Origin of the sequence: Nitrosomonas sp., assembly GCA_031316255.1 — a bacterium.
Classification (GTDB): domain Bacteria; phylum Pseudomonadota; class Gammaproteobacteria; order Burkholderiales; family Nitrosomonadaceae; genus Nitrosomonas.
The window spans coordinates 1,819,578-1,843,296 of the sequence record JALDQW010000001.1 but is presented as its reverse complement, the minus strand read 5'-3'; the positions used below and the strand labels follow the sequence as shown (position 1 = coordinate 1,843,296).

The 23,719-nt window shown below is 49.2% G+C and carries 16 protein-coding genes; 3 read left to right on the top strand and 13 right to left on the bottom strand.

What is annotated here, in order from left to right; translation table 11 throughout:
• Positions 1–24 precede the first annotated feature (24 nt).
• Positions 25–4,530: a hypothetical protein gene (locus MRK00_08215; protein ID MDR4517356.1), complete on the bottom strand. Its 4,506-nt coding sequence runs from the start codon at positions 4,528–4,530 to the stop codon at positions 25–27.
• 153 nt (positions 4,531–4,683) lie between these two features.
• On the opposite strand from MRK00_08215, the gene MRK00_08210 reads away from it, so the two are divergent.
• Entirely contained in the window at positions 4,684–5,883 is a 1,200-nt protein-coding gene (locus MRK00_08210; GenBank protein MDR4517355.1) for an ISNCY family transposase, read from the top strand.
• A 228-nt stretch (positions 5,884–6,111) separates the two neighbouring features.
• On the opposite strand, the gene MRK00_08205 is transcribed toward MRK00_08210, so the two are convergent.
• Genes MRK00_08205 through MRK00_08180 form a run of 6 tightly spaced genes read right to left on the bottom strand, consistent with a single transcriptional unit; the run spans position 6,112 to position 13,057 of the window.
• On the bottom strand, positions 6,112–7,890 hold the full coding sequence (locus tag MRK00_08205; GenBank protein ID MDR4517354.1) for a BatD family protein: 1,779 nt from the start codon (positions 7,888–7,890) through the stop codon (positions 6,112–6,114).
• Positions 7,891–7,892: 2 nt separating this feature from the next.
• Complete coding sequence (locus MRK00_08200; GenBank protein ID MDR4517353.1) at positions 7,893–9,665, bottom strand: VWA domain-containing protein; 1,773 nt, start codon at positions 9,663–9,665, stop codon at positions 7,893–7,895.
• 27 nt (positions 9,666–9,692) lie between these two features.
• Complete coding sequence (locus MRK00_08195) at positions 9,693–10,688, bottom strand: VWA domain-containing protein (protein MDR4517352.1); 996 nt, start codon at positions 10,686–10,688, stop codon at positions 9,693–9,695.
• Positions 10,681–11,157, bottom strand: coding sequence for a DUF4381 domain-containing protein (locus MRK00_08190; protein ID MDR4517351.1), 477 nt, complete (start codon positions 11,155–11,157; stop codon positions 10,681–10,683). Before MRK00_08190 ends, MRK00_08195 begins: the two co-directional genes overlap by 8 nt.
• A gap of 5 nt (positions 11,158–11,162) precedes the next feature.
• Positions 11,163–12,077, bottom strand: coding sequence for a DUF58 domain-containing protein (locus MRK00_08185; protein ID MDR4517350.1), 915 nt, complete (start codon positions 12,075–12,077; stop codon positions 11,163–11,165).
• Positions 12,074–13,057, bottom strand: a complete 984-nt coding sequence (locus MRK00_08180) for an AAA family ATPase (protein ID MDR4517349.1) — start codon at positions 13,055–13,057, stop codon at positions 12,074–12,076. Before MRK00_08180 ends, MRK00_08185 begins: the two co-directional genes overlap by 4 nt.
• A 531-nt stretch (positions 13,058–13,588) precedes the next feature.
• Between MRK00_08180 and MRK00_08175 the strand changes: the two genes are divergently transcribed.
• A complete protein-coding gene (locus MRK00_08175; GenBank protein MDR4517348.1) occupies positions 13,589–14,875 on the top strand; it encodes a DUF3391 domain-containing protein in 1,287 nt (428 codons plus the stop codon).
• Positions 14,876–14,894: 19 nt separating this feature from the next.
• The gene (locus MRK00_08170; protein ID MDR4517347.1) at positions 14,895–16,181 is read left to right on the top strand and encodes a GGDEF domain-containing phosphodiesterase; all 1,287 of its coding nucleotides are present in this window, start codon (positions 14,895–14,897) and stop codon (positions 16,179–16,181) included.
• Between the two features lie 36 nt (positions 16,182–16,217).
• Here the strand turns inward: MRK00_08170 and MRK00_08165 are convergent, their stop codons facing one another.
• From MRK00_08165 to MRK00_08140, 6 genes are all read right to left on the bottom strand, one after another.
• Positions 16,218–16,943: a M48 family metallopeptidase gene (locus MRK00_08165; protein MDR4517346.1), complete on the bottom strand. Its 726-nt coding sequence runs from the start codon at positions 16,941–16,943 to the stop codon at positions 16,218–16,220.
• 2 nt (positions 16,944–16,945) lie between these two features.
• On the bottom strand, positions 16,946–17,707 hold the full coding sequence (locus MRK00_08160) for a 1-acyl-sn-glycerol-3-phosphate acyltransferase (GenBank protein MDR4517345.1): 762 nt from the start codon (positions 17,705–17,707) through the stop codon (positions 16,946–16,948).
• A gap of 2 nt (positions 17,708–17,709) precedes the next feature.
• Positions 17,710–18,249, bottom strand: coding sequence for a D-glycero-beta-D-manno-heptose 1,7-bisphosphate 7-phosphatase (gene gmhB, locus MRK00_08155; protein ID MDR4517344.1), 540 nt, complete (start codon positions 18,247–18,249; stop codon positions 17,710–17,712).
• A gap of 1 nt (position 18,250) precedes the next feature.
• Entirely contained in the window at positions 18,251–20,392 is a 2,142-nt protein-coding gene (gene glyS / locus MRK00_08150) for a glycine--tRNA ligase subunit beta (protein MDR4517343.1), read from the bottom strand.
• Positions 20,389–21,330 (bottom strand): glycine--tRNA ligase subunit alpha, encoded by a 942-nt coding sequence (gene glyQ / locus MRK00_08145; GenBank protein MDR4517342.1) that lies wholly within the window; start codon positions 21,328–21,330, stop codon positions 20,389–20,391. Before glyQ ends, glyS begins: the two co-directional genes overlap by 4 nt.
• A 233-nt stretch (positions 21,331–21,563) precedes the next feature.
• Entirely contained in the window at positions 21,564–23,591 is a 2,028-nt protein-coding gene (locus MRK00_08140; protein ID MDR4517341.1) for a TonB-dependent receptor, read from the bottom strand.
• Between the last annotated feature and the right edge of the window lie 128 nt (positions 23,592–23,719).

The following is a 23,719-nucleotide window of genomic DNA, read 5'->3' as shown; positions in this document are numbered from 1 at the left end:
GACTGGGTATCCTCTTGCTGGTACTTAAATCAACGGCATATCGATTGCCCCGCTCAGATCCGCCATCAACGGAAAGTCATCTCGCATTTCGATCATTCCTGTGGACTTAATGAAAAAGTAAGCTCCGAAAAGAGCGTTGCTATAGAAAACACGGGCTACGGCCTCGAAGCCACCTTCCGTCTTATCGATGACCCATGCCGGGTGCGCCGCTGCCAAGAGCAATTTACGGTCGGCGGGTGACATTGACGCTTCGAACATCGCATCGTTCATATGATCGAATATGAAGAACGGCCCTTCATCACCTCTCACAAAGAAACAGAAGAACCTCAGATAGTCAAGAGTATTATCCGCGTTAAGGCTGAGATCATGCTTGGCATTAAACTCATGAATTGGCGGAGACTCCCCGTTTAGATAAGCAACATCGTCTCCGTTTTCAAGAAAATAGAGCGCACGGTTAGGATGCTCCCACGATTTCGCGCGGACCTTGAAGATACCGCTGCCCGGATAGAATGACAACGCGCCTCGTTCCACGATCCATCCGCTTGCATCACTTGTCGCTTTCGCTTTCTTCAACACACCTTTGGTGTGCTTAATAAAGATTTTCGCACTCTTACTGTCTACCTTATGCCAGCCAGCATGAACATCCCAGTTCCGGCCTTCTTGCAAAGCTCTCGGTTCTTTGTCGGCGGAAACCGAACTACGGATTACGTCACTACTGAGGTCGATCGGTCTGCGTCCCCAAGAATCCTCGATTGTCCATGCAGATGAATCATTGAGAAGCGGTGCAATTCTACTAACCCAGTCCTCAAGATTGAGCGCTGCGATGTGATGAAGAATCGTCCAGCCAAACCGATCAGCTTCACGGAATACCTCTGGGAAGGCATCAACAATCTTCCTGAGAAGTGCGTCTGGCACGCCACACTGCAAGGAAACGTACAATTCTCCCTGGAATCCATATTCGGCCACCCCGACGCTTAGTCGCTCTGTGTCAATCATTCTTGACGCCAGGTTCCAGTTTTTTGCGCTCAGCGCACGCGTAAAAGGTGTTTGCCCACGCTTGTTAAGTGAATTTAGTTGTTCACTGGTTGCTTGGTTGATCTGTTTTTTGATCAAATCTGTCGGGGCATTTGACTTTGTGAGCAGGTGCAGCACGGTATTCCCATGCTCGTCGGTAAGTAGATCTTGCGGCAAGCCATTCTCGCGAATATAGCGACGCACAGCGCTCCAAACGCCAAGCTTAAGAGCCACGAAAAACCCCGTTGGCCCTTCTTTTCGGACAGGTTTCGCGAGGTTAACTCTCGGGTCTTCAAGCAATAAGCGCTGAGCGCGCTCGACATTCATCGCGAGTCCGAGCGGTGTGGTTTCATTTGGTCCGCTTGCCGCATTCACATCGACACGCTCATCTGCTAATAAAACACTAAGCGTTTCAATAAGCTTTTCAATATCATTATCTTCGGCTTTCAGATCCAATGTCCAGAATAATATCTTGAACGGACTGGCTTCACTTTCCATTGGATCAATGTATCGCAATAGCAAACGAACGCATTCAGAATGGTAATTTTTAACCGCGACTTCAAACGCTGACATCCTTAACGCTACGTTGTTAAAAGATTCCGATTGATTTGTATTAGCTAGGACTCGATCTAAAATGGATTTACTTCCGTTCGCAGCAGCTATAACCAGACAGTTAGGCGCATTCTCTGTTTCTGTTTCATCAGTGAGGTACTCACATAGCAATTCGAATACATTTATTGCGTCCCAGCCGGCTGCATAATGAATCGGCATCCATCCCCGGTTGTCTTTGCTAGTCGGCGAAAAGTTATAATAATGAACAAGGTCGCGTGCAGCATGATAATTATCATATCGAGCAGCGTAGTGCAGAAGAGACGCCTCGCTTGGGCAAGCAAGCTTTTTCTCGAGCTGTTCTTTCGGAGCTTGCTTTGCTGCAGCATCCATTAACGCCATAAAAATATCGTGCCTGCCCATCTGGATGGGCGCAAGTACTGGCGGCCACCCTGCCTCTCCAAGAAAAGGGTTTACTCCAGCTTCTAATAGAAACTCAACTGCTTTAAACTGCCCCCACGCAGCTTGAACAAGGGGGCTAGTCGGCCTCTTTCCATGCTCATAAAACACGTGCAGACTATCAGAATCTAGGCGTAAAAACTGTTTCAACATGAACATCAAACCATAGGATGCCGCCAAAGTTGCATGATTATGCTTCCCTTTCTTCGGCGACATCACAACCGGAGCGCGCGGAGTGCGACTATGTGAGAAGATATTTAAACAAAATTCAAATAGTATACGATCGCGATTAGGTATGTCGGCATTATCAAACGCCCAATGCCTACGATAAACGGCAAGTACCTCTGCAGCCTCCGGGATTTCACTTTCAGTTTTTTTTGAACGCCTGATTTTTGGACGCCTCTCTGATTCCCACACCTTCGATCGATCGCGCAACCGTTCCTTCATCACCAAAAAATCTCGTCGACTATCACACCAACCCTTAGCTTCTGCCCAGTTTTCTAGAACGGTTTCGTGGACTAACCTTATCAATCCATCTCCTGCGCCAACAATTAATCGATGACGACTAAAACTATCAATCAATGCCTGCTCATTTTTGTAAGGAACTTGTCTAGGCGCAGCAACAAGCTGAAGTCTTTCACCTTCAACACCGACAAGCGGTTGAAGGAAATAGTCGAGGGCATCATCTTTGATGTCACCTATTTTGGCGCGTTGCCACGCACTCGCCGCCTGCTGCTGAATAATATCTTCGAAGTCAAGCGATTCGCCGCCATCATTCAGCATGGCATGTGAAATCGCATCTTCGGCATCGGCAGACGGATCGAACAGCATGAGGTTCCGGGTCCTTTCTGGTTCGAACCTCTCATTAACATAGTTCCATAGGTGATAGAGACGTAGCGCGAGGAGTGGTAATACCGAGTTGCGGGCCGCATAATCGTCCCTGTCTTGTAATTTACTCAGATTGCTTTTAAGTTTATCCACCACGTCGTTCGCCAGCTTATAGCCAGTATCAGCGAAGGGTCTACGGATGACCTCGTCAATAAAATTGCTCGTGAGTTCGACCTCCACTTCATGAGCTGTCTCGAATGCCTTTCCAAGCTCAAGTTGGTCGTGTTTAGACTTACGGCTGCTTTCCAGTGTGTAAACGATGCCGATATTTGGAAAATCAACCGCTTCTTGAACAAACTGCAGTAGTGAGCGCCAGTTGCCAGCTTCCCGTCCTGTCAGCATATCGACAATTTCTTCAAATTGATCAAGACCGAGAACCAAACTCGAATCTCGGGTTTGTGACTGCACTAAGGCATTAGAAATGATCTCGGCTGCTTTTTTCGGCGCGTCGGCCCCTCGATTCACGGCGTCAAAGATGTCATTATTCGGAATCGCGAGTTGAGCTTGTCTTGCGATCGCCTCCAGGATTGTAAAAACCACTGGCTTTCGTTGACCGGTCGAAGTTCGGAAATCCTCCGGCCGAAAAACTGCTATGTGGAATCGGCGCCTATGCTCTGGATCGGTGAGACTGCGCAGTATGCCTGCGCGAAGAACGGAAGACTTACCGCTACCACTTGGTCCAACCAATCGGACAACGGGGACCCGTGCTGTATCGGCGAAGCGCTCCAATAAATGTGCAACGCAAGATTTAATAATTGAGCTGCGGCCTACGAACCTTTCACCGTGACCGATATCATAGTACTCAAGTTCGCGATAAGGATTACCGGTCGCACCGCGTTTGCGGCAAATCTTCTCTGTAACAAAACTACGTACACTTCGACGCAGTTCTTCATATGTCGAGGTTGGGTTCTGGTTCAGTCCTCTTTCGGCTAATGCACGCATCCAATTATGTACAGCTATTGATTGCGGCGCATATTCTTTATCATCCCAAGATGTCCGCTCCGCGCGGGTCATACCCGCTGTTTGCTTGTTAAACCAGCGACTTCTATTGAGCGCTATCTCTTCACCGCCATATATAATTGGTCCGTCTGCCATCAGGCAAAGCAAACCGGGTTTACCTGCCGGATAGTTATCACTACGATAGCCGCGAGCGTCAAGAAACTCGAAGACCCCTCCTGTCAGTGGGAAGAAACCTTCATCAAGCAGCTTGCGTGTTTGATCAGGGTCATCTGGCCATTCCGGTGCTAAACGATAACGGCTGTTTTGCATCCAATCTTCAACGCCGCCAATAATGCTTGCGTCAAAGCCGTCTTCCAGCGGAAGTCCTATCCTCTCACCCACAATGTAAACAACTCCTAGACATTCGTTTGACGAGGGCCGAGGGATACTGCGCTGCATGGTACGTCGTTGATCCGGACCTTCTGGCCCGATATGGATATCCCAAACGTAGGCAATCACATCATTTTTGCCATACTCGCGGAGAACATCCTGCACAACACGTTGTGCGATAGCCATTTCTTCCAAAACGTCACTCGAACCGGCAATAAGAATGAATGATTCATCAATCTTCAAAAACCCTTCGGGATCAGTTTCCATTCCCGAATTCTCTTCATTTGTCATATTCCATGGCTCCTCAAACTCAATCTTACGTTCATTTTAACAAATCATGTTAGATCCACAAGAATTCGAAATCTAGGTGTAGAGAACAAATAAACTGTCCGGGTATGTAGCAAATGATTTGTCCGGATTATCTTAGTCCCAGGAGGGACAAGGATGAAACGGACAGAATGGCTACAGGAGACACGGAAGATGAGATTTGAGGAAGCCTATGGGAATTATAAAAGTGGGAGTATCACGCAAGACGAAGCAGCAAAGCTGCTTGGTGTATGTGATCGCACATTTCGGCGCTACATGAACAAATACGACGAAGGTGGTCTGGATGCGTTATTGGACAAGCGGCTGACCCAGGCATCGCACCGCTGTGCGCCAGTGGATGAAGTGATGCGTTTAACGGAACAGTATCGCAACCGTTATTCTGGCTGGAATGCCAGGCATTTTCATGCATGGTATTGCAAGGACGGTGGCACACGCAGTTATACGTGGGTTAAGAGCCGGTTACAAGAAGCTGGGTTGATCAAACGTACATCAAAGCGTGGCGCGCATCGAAAACGTCGTGAACGCTCACCACTGACCGGAATGATGATTCATCAGGATGGCAGCACCCATGAATGGGTAGCCAATCAGAAATGGGATTTAATCGTCACTATGGACGATGCAACCAGTGAACATTACTCGATGTTTTTTGTTCAGGAAGAAGGCACTGCCAGCAGCTTCAGAGGCGTTCAGGCGGTGATAGAGAAGCAAGGATTGTTCTGTTCCTTTTATTCAGACCGAGGCAGTCACTACTGGCATACACCAGAGGCTGGTGGCAAAGTAGACAAACATAATCTTACGCAGTTTGGACAAGCCATGAAGCGGCTCGGAATTGAAATGATCGCGGCCTACTCGCCACAGGCGCGTGGACGCAGTGAGCGCATGTTCCGCACCCATCAAGAACGTTTACCCAAGGAACTGGCGCTGGCAGGCATCGCCGACATGGAAACGGCAAACCGTTATCTGCAGGAAGTCTATATGCCTGCTTTTAACGATGAATTCAAGCAGCCTGCTGCGGTAGATGGATCAGCATTTGTACCCTGGATCGGTGGAGAAATTGAGGATTTCCTGTGCGAGCGTCATGAGCGTGTCGTGGGTCATGACAATTGCGTCAGCTTCAACAACTTGAAGCTGCAAATTCCTGCCAATCAACATCGGTGTCATTACGTGAAGGCCAAGGTGACAGTACTGCGCTATCCCGACGGCAAGTTAGCGATCTTGCATGGGCCGCGGAAAATTGCCCAGTACGATAAAGCAGGCCAGGAAATAAAACATGATGAAAAGCTGTTGCGTAAATCCGCCGCCACAGCTTCGCAATGAACATCGAGAGGAGTTCACTGCGTTTAATTGCAAAGCGGACAGTTTATTTGCTATAAAACCGGACAATTCTATTTGTTGACAACAGAATTCGAAATCTAGGAATACTTATTTATATTAAAATTGTTCCCGTTACCCCGCCAAAGCGTATTGTTCATCGATACGTTATTTCCAACATCGCTCATCGATATAATGGAAGAACAAAATGCCACATTATCATTACCCTTTCTTTCAGGAATACAACCCAGGCAAAGCACTTTTGGTTTTATTACTATTAGACGCATAATCAGTTCTAGGCAATTCAGCAATCAGTTTCGCCAGTTCCTGCCCGTCCCAGCTTTCCGGATCATCCTGATACAACACCCTATCCAAATGTGTTAACGCCGCACTGATAGCCGGATTATTCAGACGCATCGAGAGCTCTTCAAGTCCTTTGGGTGGAGACTCCGGCCAGTGGCATGCCGCCCATTTGAGCAGAAAATGGCGCGCTTGTTGGGGGTTGTTGTCCTTGCAGGCGGCTAAAAAGAGTTTTCTGGCTTTGCGGCTGTTCCCGGATTCCTGGCCGGATACTTTTTTCTCGTCACCCACCTGAATCACGCGATGGCGTCTGTTGTTCCACCAGAGCCCCAGGGTAATCAGCCACAAGGCGGCAAACAACAGGCTTGCCCAGAACCAGCCGGAATGATTGAGAGTTGAAGACGTTGCAGCGCAATCACTTTGCAGCAGCGGGTTTGCCGGCATTCCTTGTGCAGTGTGTTGTCCAGCGTGTTGTGCGGTTGTTTCACCGAATTCAAACGCAAAATCATTGAATGCTGCTGCAGGGTTTTGCTGCTGTCCGGCAGCAGGAAGCACTTCCAGGGTGCGCTCCGGCAGTGTGGCGACCTGTTCGCTGTCAGTGACGGTATTCCACCAGTGCAAGGTAAAAGCCGGCAGCGTGTATTTGCCCGGTTGCGTGGGCATGTACGCCAGTCGCAGTGTTTTTTCCCCCTGGACAGTATTCGGCAGGTTTTGCGTGTTCGATTGCGCGCGGTCGGGATAGAGTTTGAAACCCTCGGGATCCTTCAGTTTCAGTTCCGGCAGTTGTTCACCCGTCACGCCCAAGGCTTTGATGGTGATGGTACGGGTAACCGGGTCGCCAAAATTGATTTGATTGTCTTCGGGCTGCCAGGTTTCATGCAGTTCAACCGCTTGTGCAGGCAGCCAGTAAGGCGATTTACTTTGACTCGGCCGTGGCCGCACATCCAGCGTAATCGTTTCACCGCGTAACCGGACAGGCCGGGTGTTGGAAAAAAAGCGGTCAAAAAAAGGATCGTGCCGCTGCGTCTGATCCGGGATTTGTGCGTTCAATACCGGCGCGGGAATCACCAGTTTGCCGCTGTTCTGCGGAAAAACGGCAAATTCCCGTTCAATCACGTTGTAAGACCGGCCATTGGGTTGCGCCAGGTATTCACGGTCATCTCCGAGCTTATGCACCAGCGCATTTTCATGTTCGGGTTCACTCAGGGTTCCCTGCGCCAGATTGACGGCAAAAAACACCCGTTGTGTGTAACGCACCATGCCCTGTACATACGGATCGGTTTTATCGACTTCCGTTTCCAGGAAAATCGGCGCGGCCCTATCGGGGTCTGTGCTGACGGATGCGTCGGCAACCTGCAGCGTCAGTTCAGGCGTATATTCGCCATTGATATTGAGTGGCGGGATGGTCAATGCGCCGCTGCGTTTGGGAATCAACGAAATCGTCCAGGTAGTGCGCGAATCCATTTTGCCATTGACGATATTGACGCGGCTGCCGCTCATGGTTCCGGTGACGTCAAAATCCTGGTTCAATGGATGGGTATCCGGCATGGATGAAACCCGCCCTTCGGCTTCGATGGTCAACCGCACGGTTTCACCCTCGCTGATGCGATCACGATCAAGCTGCGCGGTCAGTGCGGCAAAAGCAGGCGGCGCAAACATACTCAAATAACCCAGCAAAACTGTAATGACCAAGATAATGTGTTTTCTATTCATTGCTATTGTTGTCTTCGTTGCACATGTTCGAGCATGAATTTGCGGCGCAACAGGCCGGAAGGGTCTTCGGGAATCTGCCGCAGCCATTGTTCCAGTGCAATGTCTTCCTCGGTCGGCAGCGTGTCATGTATTTCTGGCGCATCCTCTGGGGTCGGTGCATTCAGCCGCGCGTCCTGTTGTTCGTCCAGTTGTTCATCGTGCTGCGCATCATTGGGTTGCGGTTCGGCCTGGGTGTCCTCGGCATGTTGTTCATCACTTTCGTCGTTTTTGTCGCGCTTGTCGTTTTGCGCTTGGTCTTCAGGCTGCGTCATATCGTTTTGTTCCGAATCGCCTTCCGAACCATTTTCTTCATTTCGGTCATCGCCGCTTTCTGTCCCATCCTCTCCTTTTTCGTCCTGCTCGCCATCACCATTTTGCTGCTGCGATTCGCCATCCTGCTGCTGGTCTTGCAGCAGTTTTTCCAGCAATTCGAGGTTGGCTTTGGCGTCGTCATGCGCAGGATTTTGTTCCAGCACGTCACGATACGCATCGATTGCCTGTTGCAGATCCCCTGCCCGGGCGAGCGCATTGCCCTGGTTATATCTGGCTTCCATATCGTCCGATTCGGCAAACGCCTGTGCCGCAGCGGCATAATCTCCGGCTTCATACAATGCCATACCGCGCCAGTTGGGATCGAGAAACTGTTGTGCGGCGGTTTGCGGGTCGCCTTGCTGCAAATGCTTTTGCGCCTGCTGGTCCGCGCGCATCCATAAATCCTGCCAGCTAAACGCATATGCCGGCGGCGGGGATATCAATAAAACCGCAAATCCCAGCAACCAGCCACGGCGGAACGATACGGCGGCAAGCAATACGACCAACGGCAAAACCCAAACGCCATATTCCACCCAGCGTTCAATGCCGCCTGCACCGCTTTCCATTTGACCGAAATCACCGGTGGCGGAAATTTCGGGCAAAAGCCGGTTCAAGTCCTGGTCATCGGTTGTCAGTTGACTGTATGCACCACCCCCGGCACGTGCAAGTTCCTGTAGCGGTGCCGCATTAAAACGGATGACTTCGGTAACGCCGTCGTGCATGATCGCGCCGCCCAGCGCCGTGCCGACGCCCAATATGGAAAGCGAATAACCCCGTTCACGCAATTTTCGCGCTTGGGCCAGCGCCGCGGCTGGATCTTCGATGCCGTCGGTAATCAGCAATAACTCGCCATGCCTGATCCCTTTCAAGTCCAGCAGATCGCCGGCCATTTGTAATGCAGGCGCTGCAAAATCGCCTTTTGCAGGCATGATATCCGTACTCAGTGCGGTAATCAGATTTTTAATCGTGTCATTATCTTCGGTTAACGGCGTGACAATATGCGGTTCGCCTGCAAAAACGACTAATCCGGTGCGCCCTTCTCTCGACCGTTCCAGGATGTCCATGATCTTGAAACGCGCGCGTTCCAGGCGCGATGGCGTCAAATCGCGGGCATCCATGGTTGGCGACAAATCAAGGATGACTACCCGCGACATTTGCGATTGCCAGACTGGCTCCGGCTGACGTTCCCATACCGGTCCGGCCAGAATAATAATGGCCAGCAGCCAGCCTACGGCAAGCAAAACGAAAGGCAGGCGCGCCGATCTTCCGGGCGATTCCAGCCATAGGCCGGACAATAACGGCTGGTCAAAGACAGCCTGCCATGCCGCGCCTGCGGACTGCTTACGCCAAAGTGTGATCAGCAGCCATACCGCCGGTATCAACGCCAGAAACCATAATGGACGTAAAAAATGAAATTCACTCATAACACCCAAAGCATTAAATACAGTTGATTACCCCGTCCGCCACCAGCGCACCGCAAGCATGAAACTGATTATCAGTCCAAGACCCAGCGGCCAGATGAACAGCTCAGTTGTCGGACGCACCACGCGGCTGCCTTTTAACGTGGGCTCCAGTTCATCCAGCTGACCGTAAATGGATTGCAGCGTATCGCGGTCTGTTGCGCGGAAATATTGCCCGCCGGTCAGGTCAGCAATCATTTTTAAAGTTTCCTCATCAAGATCGGAAGCCGGATTGACCATACGCATGCCGAAAAAACTTTGCATTTCTCTCGCTTCACCGCCGACACCGATGGTATAAATCCGCAACCCCTGTTGTGCGGCAAGTTCCGCAGCTTTGCGCGGCTGGACATGACCCGCGTTATTGGCGCCGTCAGTGAGCAGCACCAGCACCGCTTCTTCATGGTCATCCTGCAAATGTTTCAAATGCCGCATATGCTTTAGCGCCATACCAATGGCATCACCGATCGCTGTTTCACGGCCTGCAATACCGATCACAGTATCCTGCAGCAGGCTGGCCACGGTATTGTGGTCAAACGTCAATGGCGTCTGTAAATACGCTTCGCTGCCGAACAAAATCAGTCCGATGCGATCGCCTTCGCGGCGGCGGATAAAGTCACCGGCCACCTGTTTGACCACTTCCATCCGGTTTGTGCGCCCGTCGCCCATATCGGCAATTTCCATGCTGCCGGAAACATCGACGGCCAGAATCAGATTACGGCCCGTTTCGGGCAATTCGGCTTCTTCGCCTAACCATTGCGGCCTGGCCGCAGCGGCAACCAGCAAAAACCAGCATACGAATAAACCCCATGTACGCATGGACCGCAACTGAAAACGGCTGATTATCGTGGTGGTTTTTTCCTGATAGGCATTGATGAACGGCGCAAACAATACACCCTGATTTATCCCCGTCACCGGCGGCAAGAAACGCCAAAACATCCACGGTAAAACCAGACACGCAAACATCCAGGGCCAGGCAAACTCAAACATCTGTCTTTTTTTGTGGGGTATTGATTTTAATCCACTGGTTAACGAGCACAATCAATTCATTCAGTGCTTCTGAATCTGCACGTTCATTGTTATACGAATCGGTCAATAATAACTGCCCCGGTCCAGCGGAAAATTTCCCGTTGCCACCGTTAACATCCAGAAATGCCAGCCAGGATTCTCCGGTAAGCGACGCGACTTCGTTCACAGACCAACAGGCCATTGCATACCGTTTCAGCAACTGATTCACAATAGCGACAGGCTGCGCAATATTGTCCATATTTTTTTTCAACAGTTTGAGTTCATCTAACGCGGCGCGCTGCGGCGCAATGCGTTTCTTGTATCTGTAAATCAGCACGATAAAAATAACCGCAAGTACACCTGCAATCCACCACCCCGGCGCGGGCGGCCACCAGCTGACGGGTGAAGGCGCATGTAATGGTCGCAGTGCTGCAAGCGGATCTTCTATCATATCGCCTAGATCCCTTTTTTATGCCGGGTCAAGCCGGCGCGCAATACGGGCACCATCGGATCATTGGTGGCGATTTCCAACATATGAATCGCATGACGCAGGCACAAGCCGCGTATTTTCTCGCGATGCAACTGAAATTGCGTTTGCCAATGATCAATGACCGACGCATTGCTCGTGTCCACAGACACGCGTTTCTGATTGACGCCAAGACGATAAAAGCCTGCCGGTGGCGGTGATGCCTCCAGCGGGTCATAAAGCAATGCAGCAATCACATCATTATGCTGCCCCATGGCGCTCAGATATTTTTCAGCATTATCGCCCAGTTCTCTGAAATCGCTGAGGATGATGATCATACTGCCCGGAAGCGCAATCCGGGCCATGCGTGCAAGTGCACGATCCATGCGGCCGGATACGATATTGCCCGGTTCAGCCGGTTGTAATTGTATCATTGCCTGCAGCAGGGGGAGCAATCCGGAATCACGCGCCGCCGGTTGTATTTCGCGGTGCTGGCCTGCCGCCTGGATTATGCCGCCGACACGATCACCCGCACGCACGGCCGCCCACCCCAGTAAAGCGCTCAAACGGCCCGCCAGAACAGATTTATATTGCGTGCGGCTGCCAAAATACATGCCCGGATGCAAATCGACCAGAAACATTACCGGGCGCTCGCGTTCTTCACGAAAAAGCTTGGTATGCGGACGTCCGCGTCGCGCGGTTACGCGCCAGTCAATTGTTCGCGCATCATCGCCAGGTTGATACGCGCGCACTTCATCGAACTCCATCCCGCGGCCATGGTACACCGAAAGATAACCGCCCGCCTGCGCCGACAATACGCGCCTGCGCGCGCCGAGTTCCAAGCCGCGCGCTGTTGCACGCAACCGGATCAAGGCGTTTAATTCCAGCGCGGTGCCTTCGCTCATGGCGACGGTACGTTGACTAAAATCTGGTCAATACACTGCTGGGAAGTGATGCCTTCCGCTTCTGCTTCATAATTCAACAAAATTCTGTGCCGCAATGCATCCGCTGCGACTTTTTGCACGTCTTCAGGCGTCACAAAATCCCGCTCAGCCAGCCAAGCCGTGGCGCGCGCAGCACGTTCAATGGCAATGGCGCCGCGCGGACTCGCACCCCACCGAATCCAGCTGGACAACTCTTGCCCATATTGCGCGGGATTGCGGGTTGTTTCGATGATTTCAACGATATATTCCTCAACCGCTTCGGCCAGATGCAACTGCATGATTTCACGCCGGGCCGTGAAAACTTGTTCCTGTGTCAATTTACTGAGCGAATAAGGCGCTTTACGATCCAGCGAACACAGGGTCTCATGACGCACCAGTTGCAGGATCCTACGGCTGGCGTTTTTATCCGGATAATCCACGCGCACATGCAACAGAAAACGGTCCAGCTGCGCTTCAGGCAACGGGTAAGTGCCTTCCTGCTCAATCGGGTTTTGCGTAGCCATGACCATAAATAACGGCGGCAATGGATAACTGGCTGCACCGACTGTAATCTGCCGCTCTTCCATCGCTTCGAGCAAAGCAGACTGCACCTTGGCAGGCGCACGGTTGATTTCATCGGCGAGTATCACATTATGAAACAGTGGCCCTTTATTAAAGGTGAAACTGCCGGTTTCCGGATGAAAAACGTCGCTGCCGGTTAAATCCGCTGGCAACAAATCGGGCGTAAATTGTATACGATGAAAATCGGCTTCCAGACCACTCGCCAGAGACTTGATCGCGCGCGTCTTGGCCAAACCAGGCGCACCTTCCAGCAACAAATGGCCATCGCATAACAATGTCAGCAAAAGGCGCTGCACCAATGCCTGCTGACCGACAATCTGTTGCTCGATATCATGGTAAAGCTGCGTAAATGCTTGTCTGCAAATCTTATTATTTGTCATTTTTTATGTGCTTTTTATATGTTTCCGGATTTTTTGAATCGATACATTTCAAGAAGTTCCGGAGGGACACTGAATGATCGAAACAGGAGACAAATTTTTGACCATAACACACTCCTTTCTTTTATCCCAGAATGACTGATAGTCATACGTCGCTCTGTACTCAGCACAACACACTGCAATGGGCATATGCTGACAATCCGCACCAATGAATTCAGTAAAAAAGCATCGATCGATATCAAACAAGCGAGAAATGATCGTTTTGTAACTTCTTTTCTTCATTTTGTTCTGGCAATTTTCAGGTATAACTATTGTTGGAAAGCGCTGAAAAAAACACAACACAGCACGTGCGTTTGAATGTACACCAACACCGATACAGCAGTATATTGAATTATAAACCGACATTGATACCAACAAGTCAAAAAAGCTCAATTTATTGAAACGATTAAAATAATGCATCATTTGTATTTAAGCTATCAATGCCCTATGTTTTGCTTCAAGATTGCTCGCAATTGCTTTTTCAACAGGTGCTGAATGGGTACCAGCCAATCCATCTACAAAATAAGAGTTCGGGAGTTGAGATTCGGAATGTATGTCAGCAAGCTTGACCGCCCCTGGCTGGAAACACCTTACTCGATCCAGGGGATTCTGATTAAAACCATGGAGGACATTTTAGAGTTAGAACGTCACTGTGTATTTGTTTATGTCGATTTCAACAAAAGCGAATCGCATATCGTCAAGAAATACAGTTCCTGCACATTGAATACAGTAAAAATCCACGAAACAAAAAAAACTTCTCCACGAGCCTATAAAACGCCCAGAGCCGCTGTTGAAAAGACACCTTTTCATGGCAGTCAAATCTATACCGATACGCGTACTGTTGAAGAAGAACTTCCAGTCGCCGCCAAGGTGCATCATATCGCGCAGGAAGTTATCAAGGCAATCAGGACAAACTACGAACACAGCAACAATATCGAGGTGCGGGATGCGCGAAATGCTGTCTACGCAATGAGCGACAGCATTGTGCGCAATCCTGATGCGATGCTGTTGCTCGCGCAACTTAAGTCATCAGGAGAACTGCTTTACGACAATGCAGTGAATAATTCAATTCTTCTGCTTGCTTTTGGCCGGCATCTGGGTCTTCCACGCGCGGAGCTCTCCTTGCTCGGACTGGGCGGGTTGCTTATGGATATCGGAAAATTACGTGTTCCTGCCGAGATAACGGCAAAAGTTGATTTTCTTGACGCTGAAGAACTCACACAGCTCAAAAAACATGTCACGCACGGTGAAACAATTATCAAGCAATCGGGAGATATTCCTGAAGCAGTATTTGATATCGTTTCACAACACCATGAGCGGGAAGATGGCAGCGGCTATCCCCGCGGACTCAATGCCAATCAACTAAATACCTATGCCCGCATGGCCGCAATCGTCGATAGTTACCAGGAGCTTGTCAGATCGCAACCAAACTCGCCGACGCCAAAAACATCTCAGGTCTTTAATCTCCTCAAGAAGCAATCGAGCTACGGGTTGAATGCAACGCTGGTCGAACAATTTGCGCATTGCGTCGGTTTTTTTCCGGTCGGAAGCCTGGTGGAACTCAATAGTGGCGAAGTGGCCATTGTATTAACGCACAGCCGTTCCAAAAGATCTTTGCCAGAAGTCATGGTTGTGCTTGATACGAATAAAAAACCTTATGACAGCCCCGAAACACGCGATTTAAAATTACTGAAACCCGGCCCTGACGGTATTCCATATACCATCGTGCAGGATCTGCCTCACGGCGCCTATAACATTGATATCAAAAAATACTATTTATGAAATATCGGTCAATCAATTCATGACAATTCATAGCTATCAAGACTTTCTAAGTATTGCATCAAAAACACTATTCGATGCCAACAATACGGATCTTCACAGTGCCGTCATAGTGGTAGAACTGGAAGGACTTCCTGCACTTGACGGGATTCTGGGCTATACAGAAGTTGATGAAATACTCGGCCAGTTGATCCAGCAAATGGTCGATGCATTGAACACTACGGATATTGTCGGCCCGGCCGGGCGTTACCAGATCTGTTGTCTGTTTTCCGATCTGCTCACGGCCAATCACGCAATACTGGCCGCACACAAAATCATACGTATCTTTACACAACCGCATCAATTCAATAATCGCCGCATCACTTTATTGCCGCGTATCGGCATCGCGCTCAATAGCACTCATAGCGGTGATCTCAAACAGCTCATGAGTAATGCAAGTTCAGCGCTTCATCATGCCAAACGCAATAGAGAATCGATTCAATTATTTGACGAAAAAGAAAAAAACCAGATTCTTTCCGGTATAGATACTTGGTCAGAACTTGACCGCGCGATTGAAACAGGCGACCTGCAGCTGGTCTATCAACCGCAATTATGGACAGCCACAGGAAAGCTCCGGTCGGCTGAAGCATTATTGCGCTGGAACCATCCGACAAGAGGGTTTATTCCGCCCGAGAAACTGATCCATGTTGCCGAAGGAACGGAATTGATGACCAAACTGACACTATGGGTTTTTAACACTGCGTTACGACAATGCGCAGAATACCGTAAGGCGGGTATGAATACAGGTGTTTCAGTCAATTTGTCGGCAAGTGATTTAAGCGATCTGGAACTGGTCGAACTGATTGAACAGGCTGTGAATATATGGGGAGTTTCTCCAGAAAATGTCATGATCGAATTGACTGAAACAACCATTATGGAAAATCAACCCGGTTCTTTGGAAACGCTGCACGAACTCAAAAATATCGGATTCAAGCTGGCAATGGATGATTTCGGAACAGGTTATTCTTCAATGGAGCGCTTGCTGCAATTGCCCCTGGACGAAATAAAAATCGACAAGATGTTTGTTAAAGACATGTTAACGCAATCAGTTCACGAACGCATAGTGAGTTCGATGATCAATTTAGGTCATCAGCTTGACTTGCATATCATTGCTGAAGGTGTAGAAAATCGGGCCACTTATGAACGCCTACAAACGCTAGGTTGTGACGCTGTACAGGGCTACCTCATAGGAAACGGCATGCCGCATACCGAGTTAATCAAACTCGGACTTCGACTCAATAATCAATCATTTCTGCAAACAATTGATTGATGACTTCATTCCCCGGCAAGCAAATTATCGGTCCGGTTAGATGAGATGGATAAATTGGCATTCTCTTAGCTTTGCACGCGCCCGTTGATAATCCGGATAAATAGCGGCAACACGTTGCCAGAATCTGGGCGAATGATTCATTTCGATCAAATGACACAGCTCATGCGCAACAACATAATCGACTACATGTAACGGCAATTGAACAAGACGCCAGTTCAACCGAACCATTCCGCGGCTATTGCAACTGCCCCATCGCGTTTTGGCGTTTGACAGCTTGAATGGCGGTTTGGGTACCCCGAGTTTATCCGCATAAAGCTCGATGCGTTCGCCAAAACAAATCAGGGCCTGTTGCCGATACCATGCATGAATCCATTTCTGCAATTGTTCGGGGGTAATCTGGAGTGCCAAATCGGGTGGTTTTGTTGTCCCGTTGCCCACTACAGGCACCATTTGAATCTGACCCGATATCTCTATCTCTGGTCTCCATAAATCGCCGAGCAGAGGATACAGCGCTTGGTTCTGCAGTGCCCCGGCATGATTCAACTGTTTTTTGTTTTGCCATGCGTCAAGCTTCTTGAGTATCCAATCAGCTCTGGACTGTAACAGCATATCAATTTGAGCATAGGGATAACCACGCGGAAAATCGAACGGAACAGAAACCTGCAACCCTTCATGGTCAATTTTCAAGCCAATCGTTCTGCGTCGGGTGCGCTTTAACCGGTAATCGATAGCCTGACCTGCCAGACAAATCCGTTGCAACATGACTACATGGTGTTGGCTTTGTTATCATCGGTAATGGTTGCTACCGCAGCCGTTTTTCTTTGACTGATGCGCGCCACCTCGGTTTCAATCCAGTTTTCCACCTGTTCATTAAGTGCGTTGGCTTCCATTCCTGTCGGGTCGATCGGTTTGCCGATACTAACGGTAATGACACCTGGTTTTTTTATAAATGCATTCCTTGCCCAGAATTCACCTGCATTATGCGCCACAGGCACTACAAGTGTATTGGTATGCGTAGCCAGCCACGCACCGCCAATGCGGTATCTTCCTTTCTTGCCCGGCGGGATTCGCGTACCTTCCGGGAAAATCACCACCCAGAAACCATTCTTTAATCGGTCCTGACCCTGGTCAACTACTTGATCCAAAGCACTCCTGCCTGCGCTGCGATCAATCGCAATCGGACTTGTCATGGCCAATCCCCAACCAAAAAAAGGGATACGCAAAAGTTCTTTTTTCAGCACCCATACCTGCGGCGGAAAGATTTTCTGGAATGCCAGTGTTTCCCAGGCTGACTGATGCTTAGACAACACAATACTCGGCGTCTTTGGGATATTTTCCGCGCCCAGAATCCGGTAACGCAGGCCGCAAATATGATGCAACAAAAATAGAATAATGCGTGTCCACGTTGAAGTCACCCGGTAACGTGCATGCGCTGAGAGCGGAAAACAGGCCAGCGTAAAAATCGCGTATGGCGGCGTTATGATTACAAGCAACAGCATATAAAGTGTAGAACGCAGCAAAGCCATCATCAAGTCGGTCCCACAATCGCGTCAACTGCAGCAGACAAGTCATCAAACACCCGTGTTCGCGGGGGTAATTCGTCTTGTTCCAGAGTAGCCCTGCCTTTTCCGGTCAACAGCAGAACGGGTAATGCATCGACTGCATCGGCTGCCTGCAAATCGCGTAGTGCATCACCAACGACTGGTACATTCTTTAAATCCGTACCATAACGCTGCATGATTTCCTCAAACATGCCTGTTTTCGGTTTTCGGCATTTACATTTGTCATGACCGGTGTGCGGACAGAAAAAAATGGAATCAATACGCCCACCCACTTGGGCAGCCGCCTTGTACATCTTGTCGTTAATCGCATTAAAAGTCACCATGTCGAGTAAACCTCGTCCGATACCGGACTGATTGGTGGCTGTAACAATACGATAGCCGGAATGCGTCAAATGTGCGATGGCTTCCATACTGCCCGGAATAGGCTGCCATTCATCCGGGGTTTTGATGAATGTTTCGCTACATTGGTTAATGACACCGTTGTGATCAAGAATAATCAGTTTCATATCAGCGAACCAGTTTGGATAAATCGGCCACACGATTCATGGCTTGATGTAATAAGTTTAATAAACAAAGCCGGTTTGCGCGCAAATCCGCTTCGTCGATATTGACCATCACTTGGTCAAAAAAGGTATCGATCGGCGCCTTTAACGCGGCCAGTGCCTGCAAAGACTCAGTATAACGGCCTGCCTCAAATGCGGTATCAGCTTGTGATTTTACCGTCTCCAGTTTTTCATAAAGCGCCTGCTCAGCAGATTCTTTGAGTAACCCGGTATCCAGCCGGATATTTCCAGGATTTCCCAAGCCAATGTTGGCTTTTTCCCTGAAATCTTTTTCCAGAATATTATTTACACGCTTGTTGGCGGCGGCGAGACTGATTGCCTCGGGCAACTTTTCAAACGCCCGTACAGCTTCCAGTCTTTTCGGAATGTCACGGAGCATTTTAGGCGAGAGACTTAATACAGCATCTATTTCCTGTATCTGATAACCTTGTTCACGCAGGCTACCAGCCAGACGATCGTATAGAAACTGCAACGGGGATTCCGCTGCGTCCGGGTACTTGTCATCAAACGCCAGTCTGGCTTCCTTAAGCAGAAAATCCAACGATAAGGGCAATTCTTTTTCAATCAGCATGCGAATCACGCCCAACGCGTGGCGGCGCAATGCAAACGGATCCTTGTCACCGGTTGGAATCTGATTAATACTGAACAAACCGGTCAGTGTTTCAAGTTTATCCGCAAGCGCAACGCAGATACCGACAGTATTGCGCGGTAACGTATCGCCGGAAAAACGCGGCTTGTAATGGTCCTCGATAGCATGCGCGATCGTTTCGCTGTGTCCGTCGTGCAGTGCATAGTAATAGCCCATAACACCCTGCAGTTCAGGAAACTCACCGACCATTTCAGTCAGTAGGTCCGTTTTGGCTAACAGCGACGTCTTACCGGCTTCATCCGCGAGCGTTTCACCGCCGAGCAGCAAGGCGATCGACCGGGCAATGACGCGCACCCTCTGGATACGCTCGCCCTGTGTACCCAGTTTATTGTGGTATACCACATGATCAAGTCCGGGCAGACGTGATTCCAGTGTTTTTTTTCGGTCCTGCTCAAAGAAAAACTTGGCATCGGCCAAACGTGAGCGCACAACCCGTTCATTGCCTTCAACCACCAGGCCAGGATCGGATGGCCGGATATTGGAAACCAGCAGGAATTTGTTCGCCAGTTTTCCATCGGAATCCATCAATGGAAAATATTTCTGATTAACCTTCATCGTCAGAATCAGACATTCCTGTGGCACTTCAAGAAACTCAGACTCAAACTGTCCAACCAACACATTGGGCAATTCAACCAGCGCAGTCACTTCGCTGAGCAAAGCATTGTCTTGCAGCAATACCCGGTTCTCTCGCGCAGCTGCTTCATTCAATTGGCGCATGATTTCAGTCTGCCGCGCTTCAAAACCGGCGATGACTTCGCCTTCTGTCAACAGTTGTTGCGCATAACTGTCTGCATCCCGCAACTGTATGGTTGTGTTTTTTGCCGCAAAGCGGTGTCCCTGGGTTTCACGCCCGGAACACAACCCCAACGCCGCTACCGGTATAATATCGGCGCCGTGAAGCGCAACCAGGCCATGTGCGGGTCGGACAAAATTAACACTGTCCCAGCCGTCAGACAGTTGATACGTCATCACTTTAGGGATCGGCAATGCATTGATGGCTATATCGAGCACATTCTGCAGACCTTCTTTTATGCTCACTCCGGTTACAACACTCTCCAAAAATAACGTTTCTGTTTTGCCGTCCTGAACACGCTTCAGTTGTGAAACAACAGCAGCGTCCGCACCCAGATTGGCCAGTTTCTTCAACAATGGCGGCGTGGGGTTCCCGTGTTCATCCAATCCAACCTTCACCGGCATGAGTTTTTGCGAAACGGACTTATCCGCAGCCTGTGACGCGACATCAGCGATCCAAACAGCCAGCCGCCTAGGAGTGGCATAGACTTTTTTATTTTTGGTGCCTTCCGAAATCAAACCATGGTCCCGCAAGCTTGTTTCAATCAATTCGGCAAAATTTAATGCCAGATTCTCAAGTGACTTGGGTGGCAATTCTTCCACCAGCAACTCGACGAGTAAGTTTTGCGTCATCGTGTCGTTCATGCTGTCTCAACCGATTCCGTGGATGGTCTGGATTTTGGCATTTGGGCGACCCATTCACGTGGCGCCATTGGAAACGGCGGATCAAGATTCTCCCGGCTGGCATAGTAGGCCTGCGCCACATTGCGCGACAAGTTGCGGATGCGGCCGATATAGGCAGCGCGTTCAGTGACGGAAATTGCACCGCGCGCATCAAGCAGGTTAAACGTATGCGCGGCTTTAAGCACCTGTTCATAAGCAGGCAGCGCCAGTTTGCGCTCGATCAAATTTTCAGCCTGTGTTTCATGACTGGCGAATGCATGGAATAAATAGTCAGAATCACTCTGCTCAAAATTATAGATTGACTGTTCCACCTCATTCTGGTGATAGACATCCCGGTAAGTCAGTCCCTCTGTCCATACAAGGTCGAACACATTCTCCACACCCTGCAAATACATGGCCAGGCGTTCCAGACCGTAAGTAATTTCACCGGTAATCGGTTTGCAGTTGATACCGCCGACCTGCTGAAAATACGTAAACTGAGTAACCTCCATGCCATTGAGCCAGGCTTCCCATCCCAATCCCCAGGCACCCAGTGTCGGATTTTCCCAGTCATCCTCAACCAGGCGTACATCGTTTTGCTGCAAATCGAAGCCGAGTTCACGCAATGAATCAAAATACAAATCCAGGATGTTTTTTGGCGCGGGTTTGAATACAACCTGAAACTGATAATAATGCTGCAACCGGTTGGGATTATCGCCATAACGGCCATCCTTTGGACGGCGCGAAGGTTGGACATACGCCGCTTTCCATGGCTCCGGCCCGATCGCGCGTAAAAAAGTAGCGGTATGGCTGGTACCCGCCCCAACCTCCATGTCATAGGGCTGAAGAATGGCACACCCTTGACGGGCCCAGTATTGTTGCAAGGAAAAAATAATTTCCTGGAAAGTATGTTTCTTCATGAAAAAACCTGCAGCAACTCCAATAATGACAGAATAGCCGAATTTTACAGGGTTTTACATGAAGCGCGAAAGATTGATGGCTTTTTCAGGGATAAGGAAACGGACATAAAGCAGTCAATGTATAGCATTGACTCCTACGGGCAAAAGCGTATTATGGATTTTTCCGGCTGAATACAGAGATTGCATTAACAGAGCTTGATAACCGGTCTTACAGAAAAAAATCATTACCGGAACTAGAAATCCCAGCGTACCCCCGTATAAATTCCTCTTGGAATGCGTGATGCAACGGTATTAATAAAGTCTGATTGCGATTCCCGGTGATTCTCACTGAACAAATTTTGTCCTACGAGAAAAAATTCGACATTTTTTACCGGCTTCCAGCTCATTTTGGCATCCATGGTTATATAATTTGAAATATTATAAAAAGGCAAATCATCCACATAACGCAGCCAGAGGTTAAACTGAAGCCTTTCGGACAAATCAAAGTTTGATCTCAGAGACATTTGATGGCGCGGGTTCGCTTTACCCGCTCCGCCGGTAGAAGCATCAATTTCAACAAAGGCGGGATTTGATTTTGTATCGATCTCCAGATAGCTGTAATTCCCCTGCAAGCGCCATCGCTCATGAGGCCGCCAATCGATGGATACTTCTGCGCCATAAGACTGAGCAGAGCCCTGATTATTAAAAAATACCGGCAGCATTAAATGCTCTTGCTGGAGTAACGTAAGAATCAGATCGCGATGCGCTCCAGCGACCGTCCTGATCATACCCACTTCAAAGTCGCGCAAATCGCTGTAGTCATTATAAAAACCGGCGATATCTATAGACGCATGCGTGTTAAATTGATGACGATAACCGAGTTCGTAGGCAATCAGCTTCTCAGAGCCAAAACGATTCGACCCAAGAATGGCTTGCATTATGGGTAACGAAGAGCCCGTCAAATCGGGCTGAGGCGGGATAACACCGTTATTAATTATCACATCATGTTCTCCGCGAGAAGGCGTGCGAACAGCACGTGATATTGAGGCCCAGACTGAGTTCCGGGTATCCGGCGTCCACATAATACGCGCATTCGGCTGCACCTCGACACCGCTAAAATTGTTATAACCCAGACGCACGCCCAGCGAGAACTTCAGTTTGTCCGGCAACACGCTGATTTCATCACGAATAAAACCGCTGACAAAATAGTTCGACGCTTGTCGGGGAACAAAAGTAGTGAACAATGTATCGCGCGCATTCGTACTGAATAAACGATAATTCACCCCCCAGGTCAGATCATGTCTGTCAAACAACGGAAACCGATGCTGAAATTCGGTATCAAAACTTTCAACGTATTTGGCCTGAGGCGCAAGTTGATTACTCACACGGTCATAATATGTTTGCAGCATCATCGAGGACCGCTCGGAAATACTGCGATCCCAGCGCAAGCGAATATTACCGCCGGTCTCATTGCGATTTATGATATGCGGGTTAGAATTCGATTGTAATAAAACGGGGGGTATCACAGTATCAGTAATACCATTGACAAACATATCACCCTGCAGGGTGAAATCATCGTTACCACGCACATGATCCACACGAAAACCTGCCCTTGCGGAATGCCAGTTATCATTTGCGCTGGCACCCGACAGTGTTGTGGTATGGTCCCGGATAAATCCTTTGGCATAAACACGAAAAGGGGTATCTTCATTGATTTTCCCGCCATAACGCGCGCCGACAAAACCCTGTTCAAAGCTGCCGCCGCCGGCTGTAAACAGTGCGCCCTGCGTTTGCTCAGCCTTCTTGGTGATAATATTAATGACGCCATTGACTGCATTGACACCCCACAGCGTCGCAGCCGGGCCACGGACAACCTCTATTCGGTCTATATCTTCAATGAATGTATCCTGCTGACTCCAAATGACGCCCGAAGACAGCGGTGTATAGACGCTGCGCCCATCCATAAGAACCAACAGCTTATTGGAAAAACGGCCGTTAAAACCACGAATACTGATAGACCACTTATCTGTTCCTATTCTCGCAACCTGTACACCCGGCGCCATGCGCAACGCTTCAGGTATACTTGTCGCACCCGAACGACGAATGTCCTCGCCAGAAATAACAAAAACCGCAGAAGGAACTTCGCTCAAGCGCTGCGATCTTTTTGATACGCTGACCACCTCGACATTCATTAATTCCTCGAGGCTCATTGCGAAAATATCTTGATCTTTCGTTACATGCGCATCCGTGCTGTTCGCTGCGGCCAGACTTCGAGTCAACATCAGAAAAAGCAGTAATAGAAAAATTTGTGTTTTGAAAAACATCGTATATCGAATTCTGGTTTACTTCTTTAGGCCAATATGGGTAAGTAACTTAACGGTAGATCAATTCACTGCATTAAGAAAAGAAA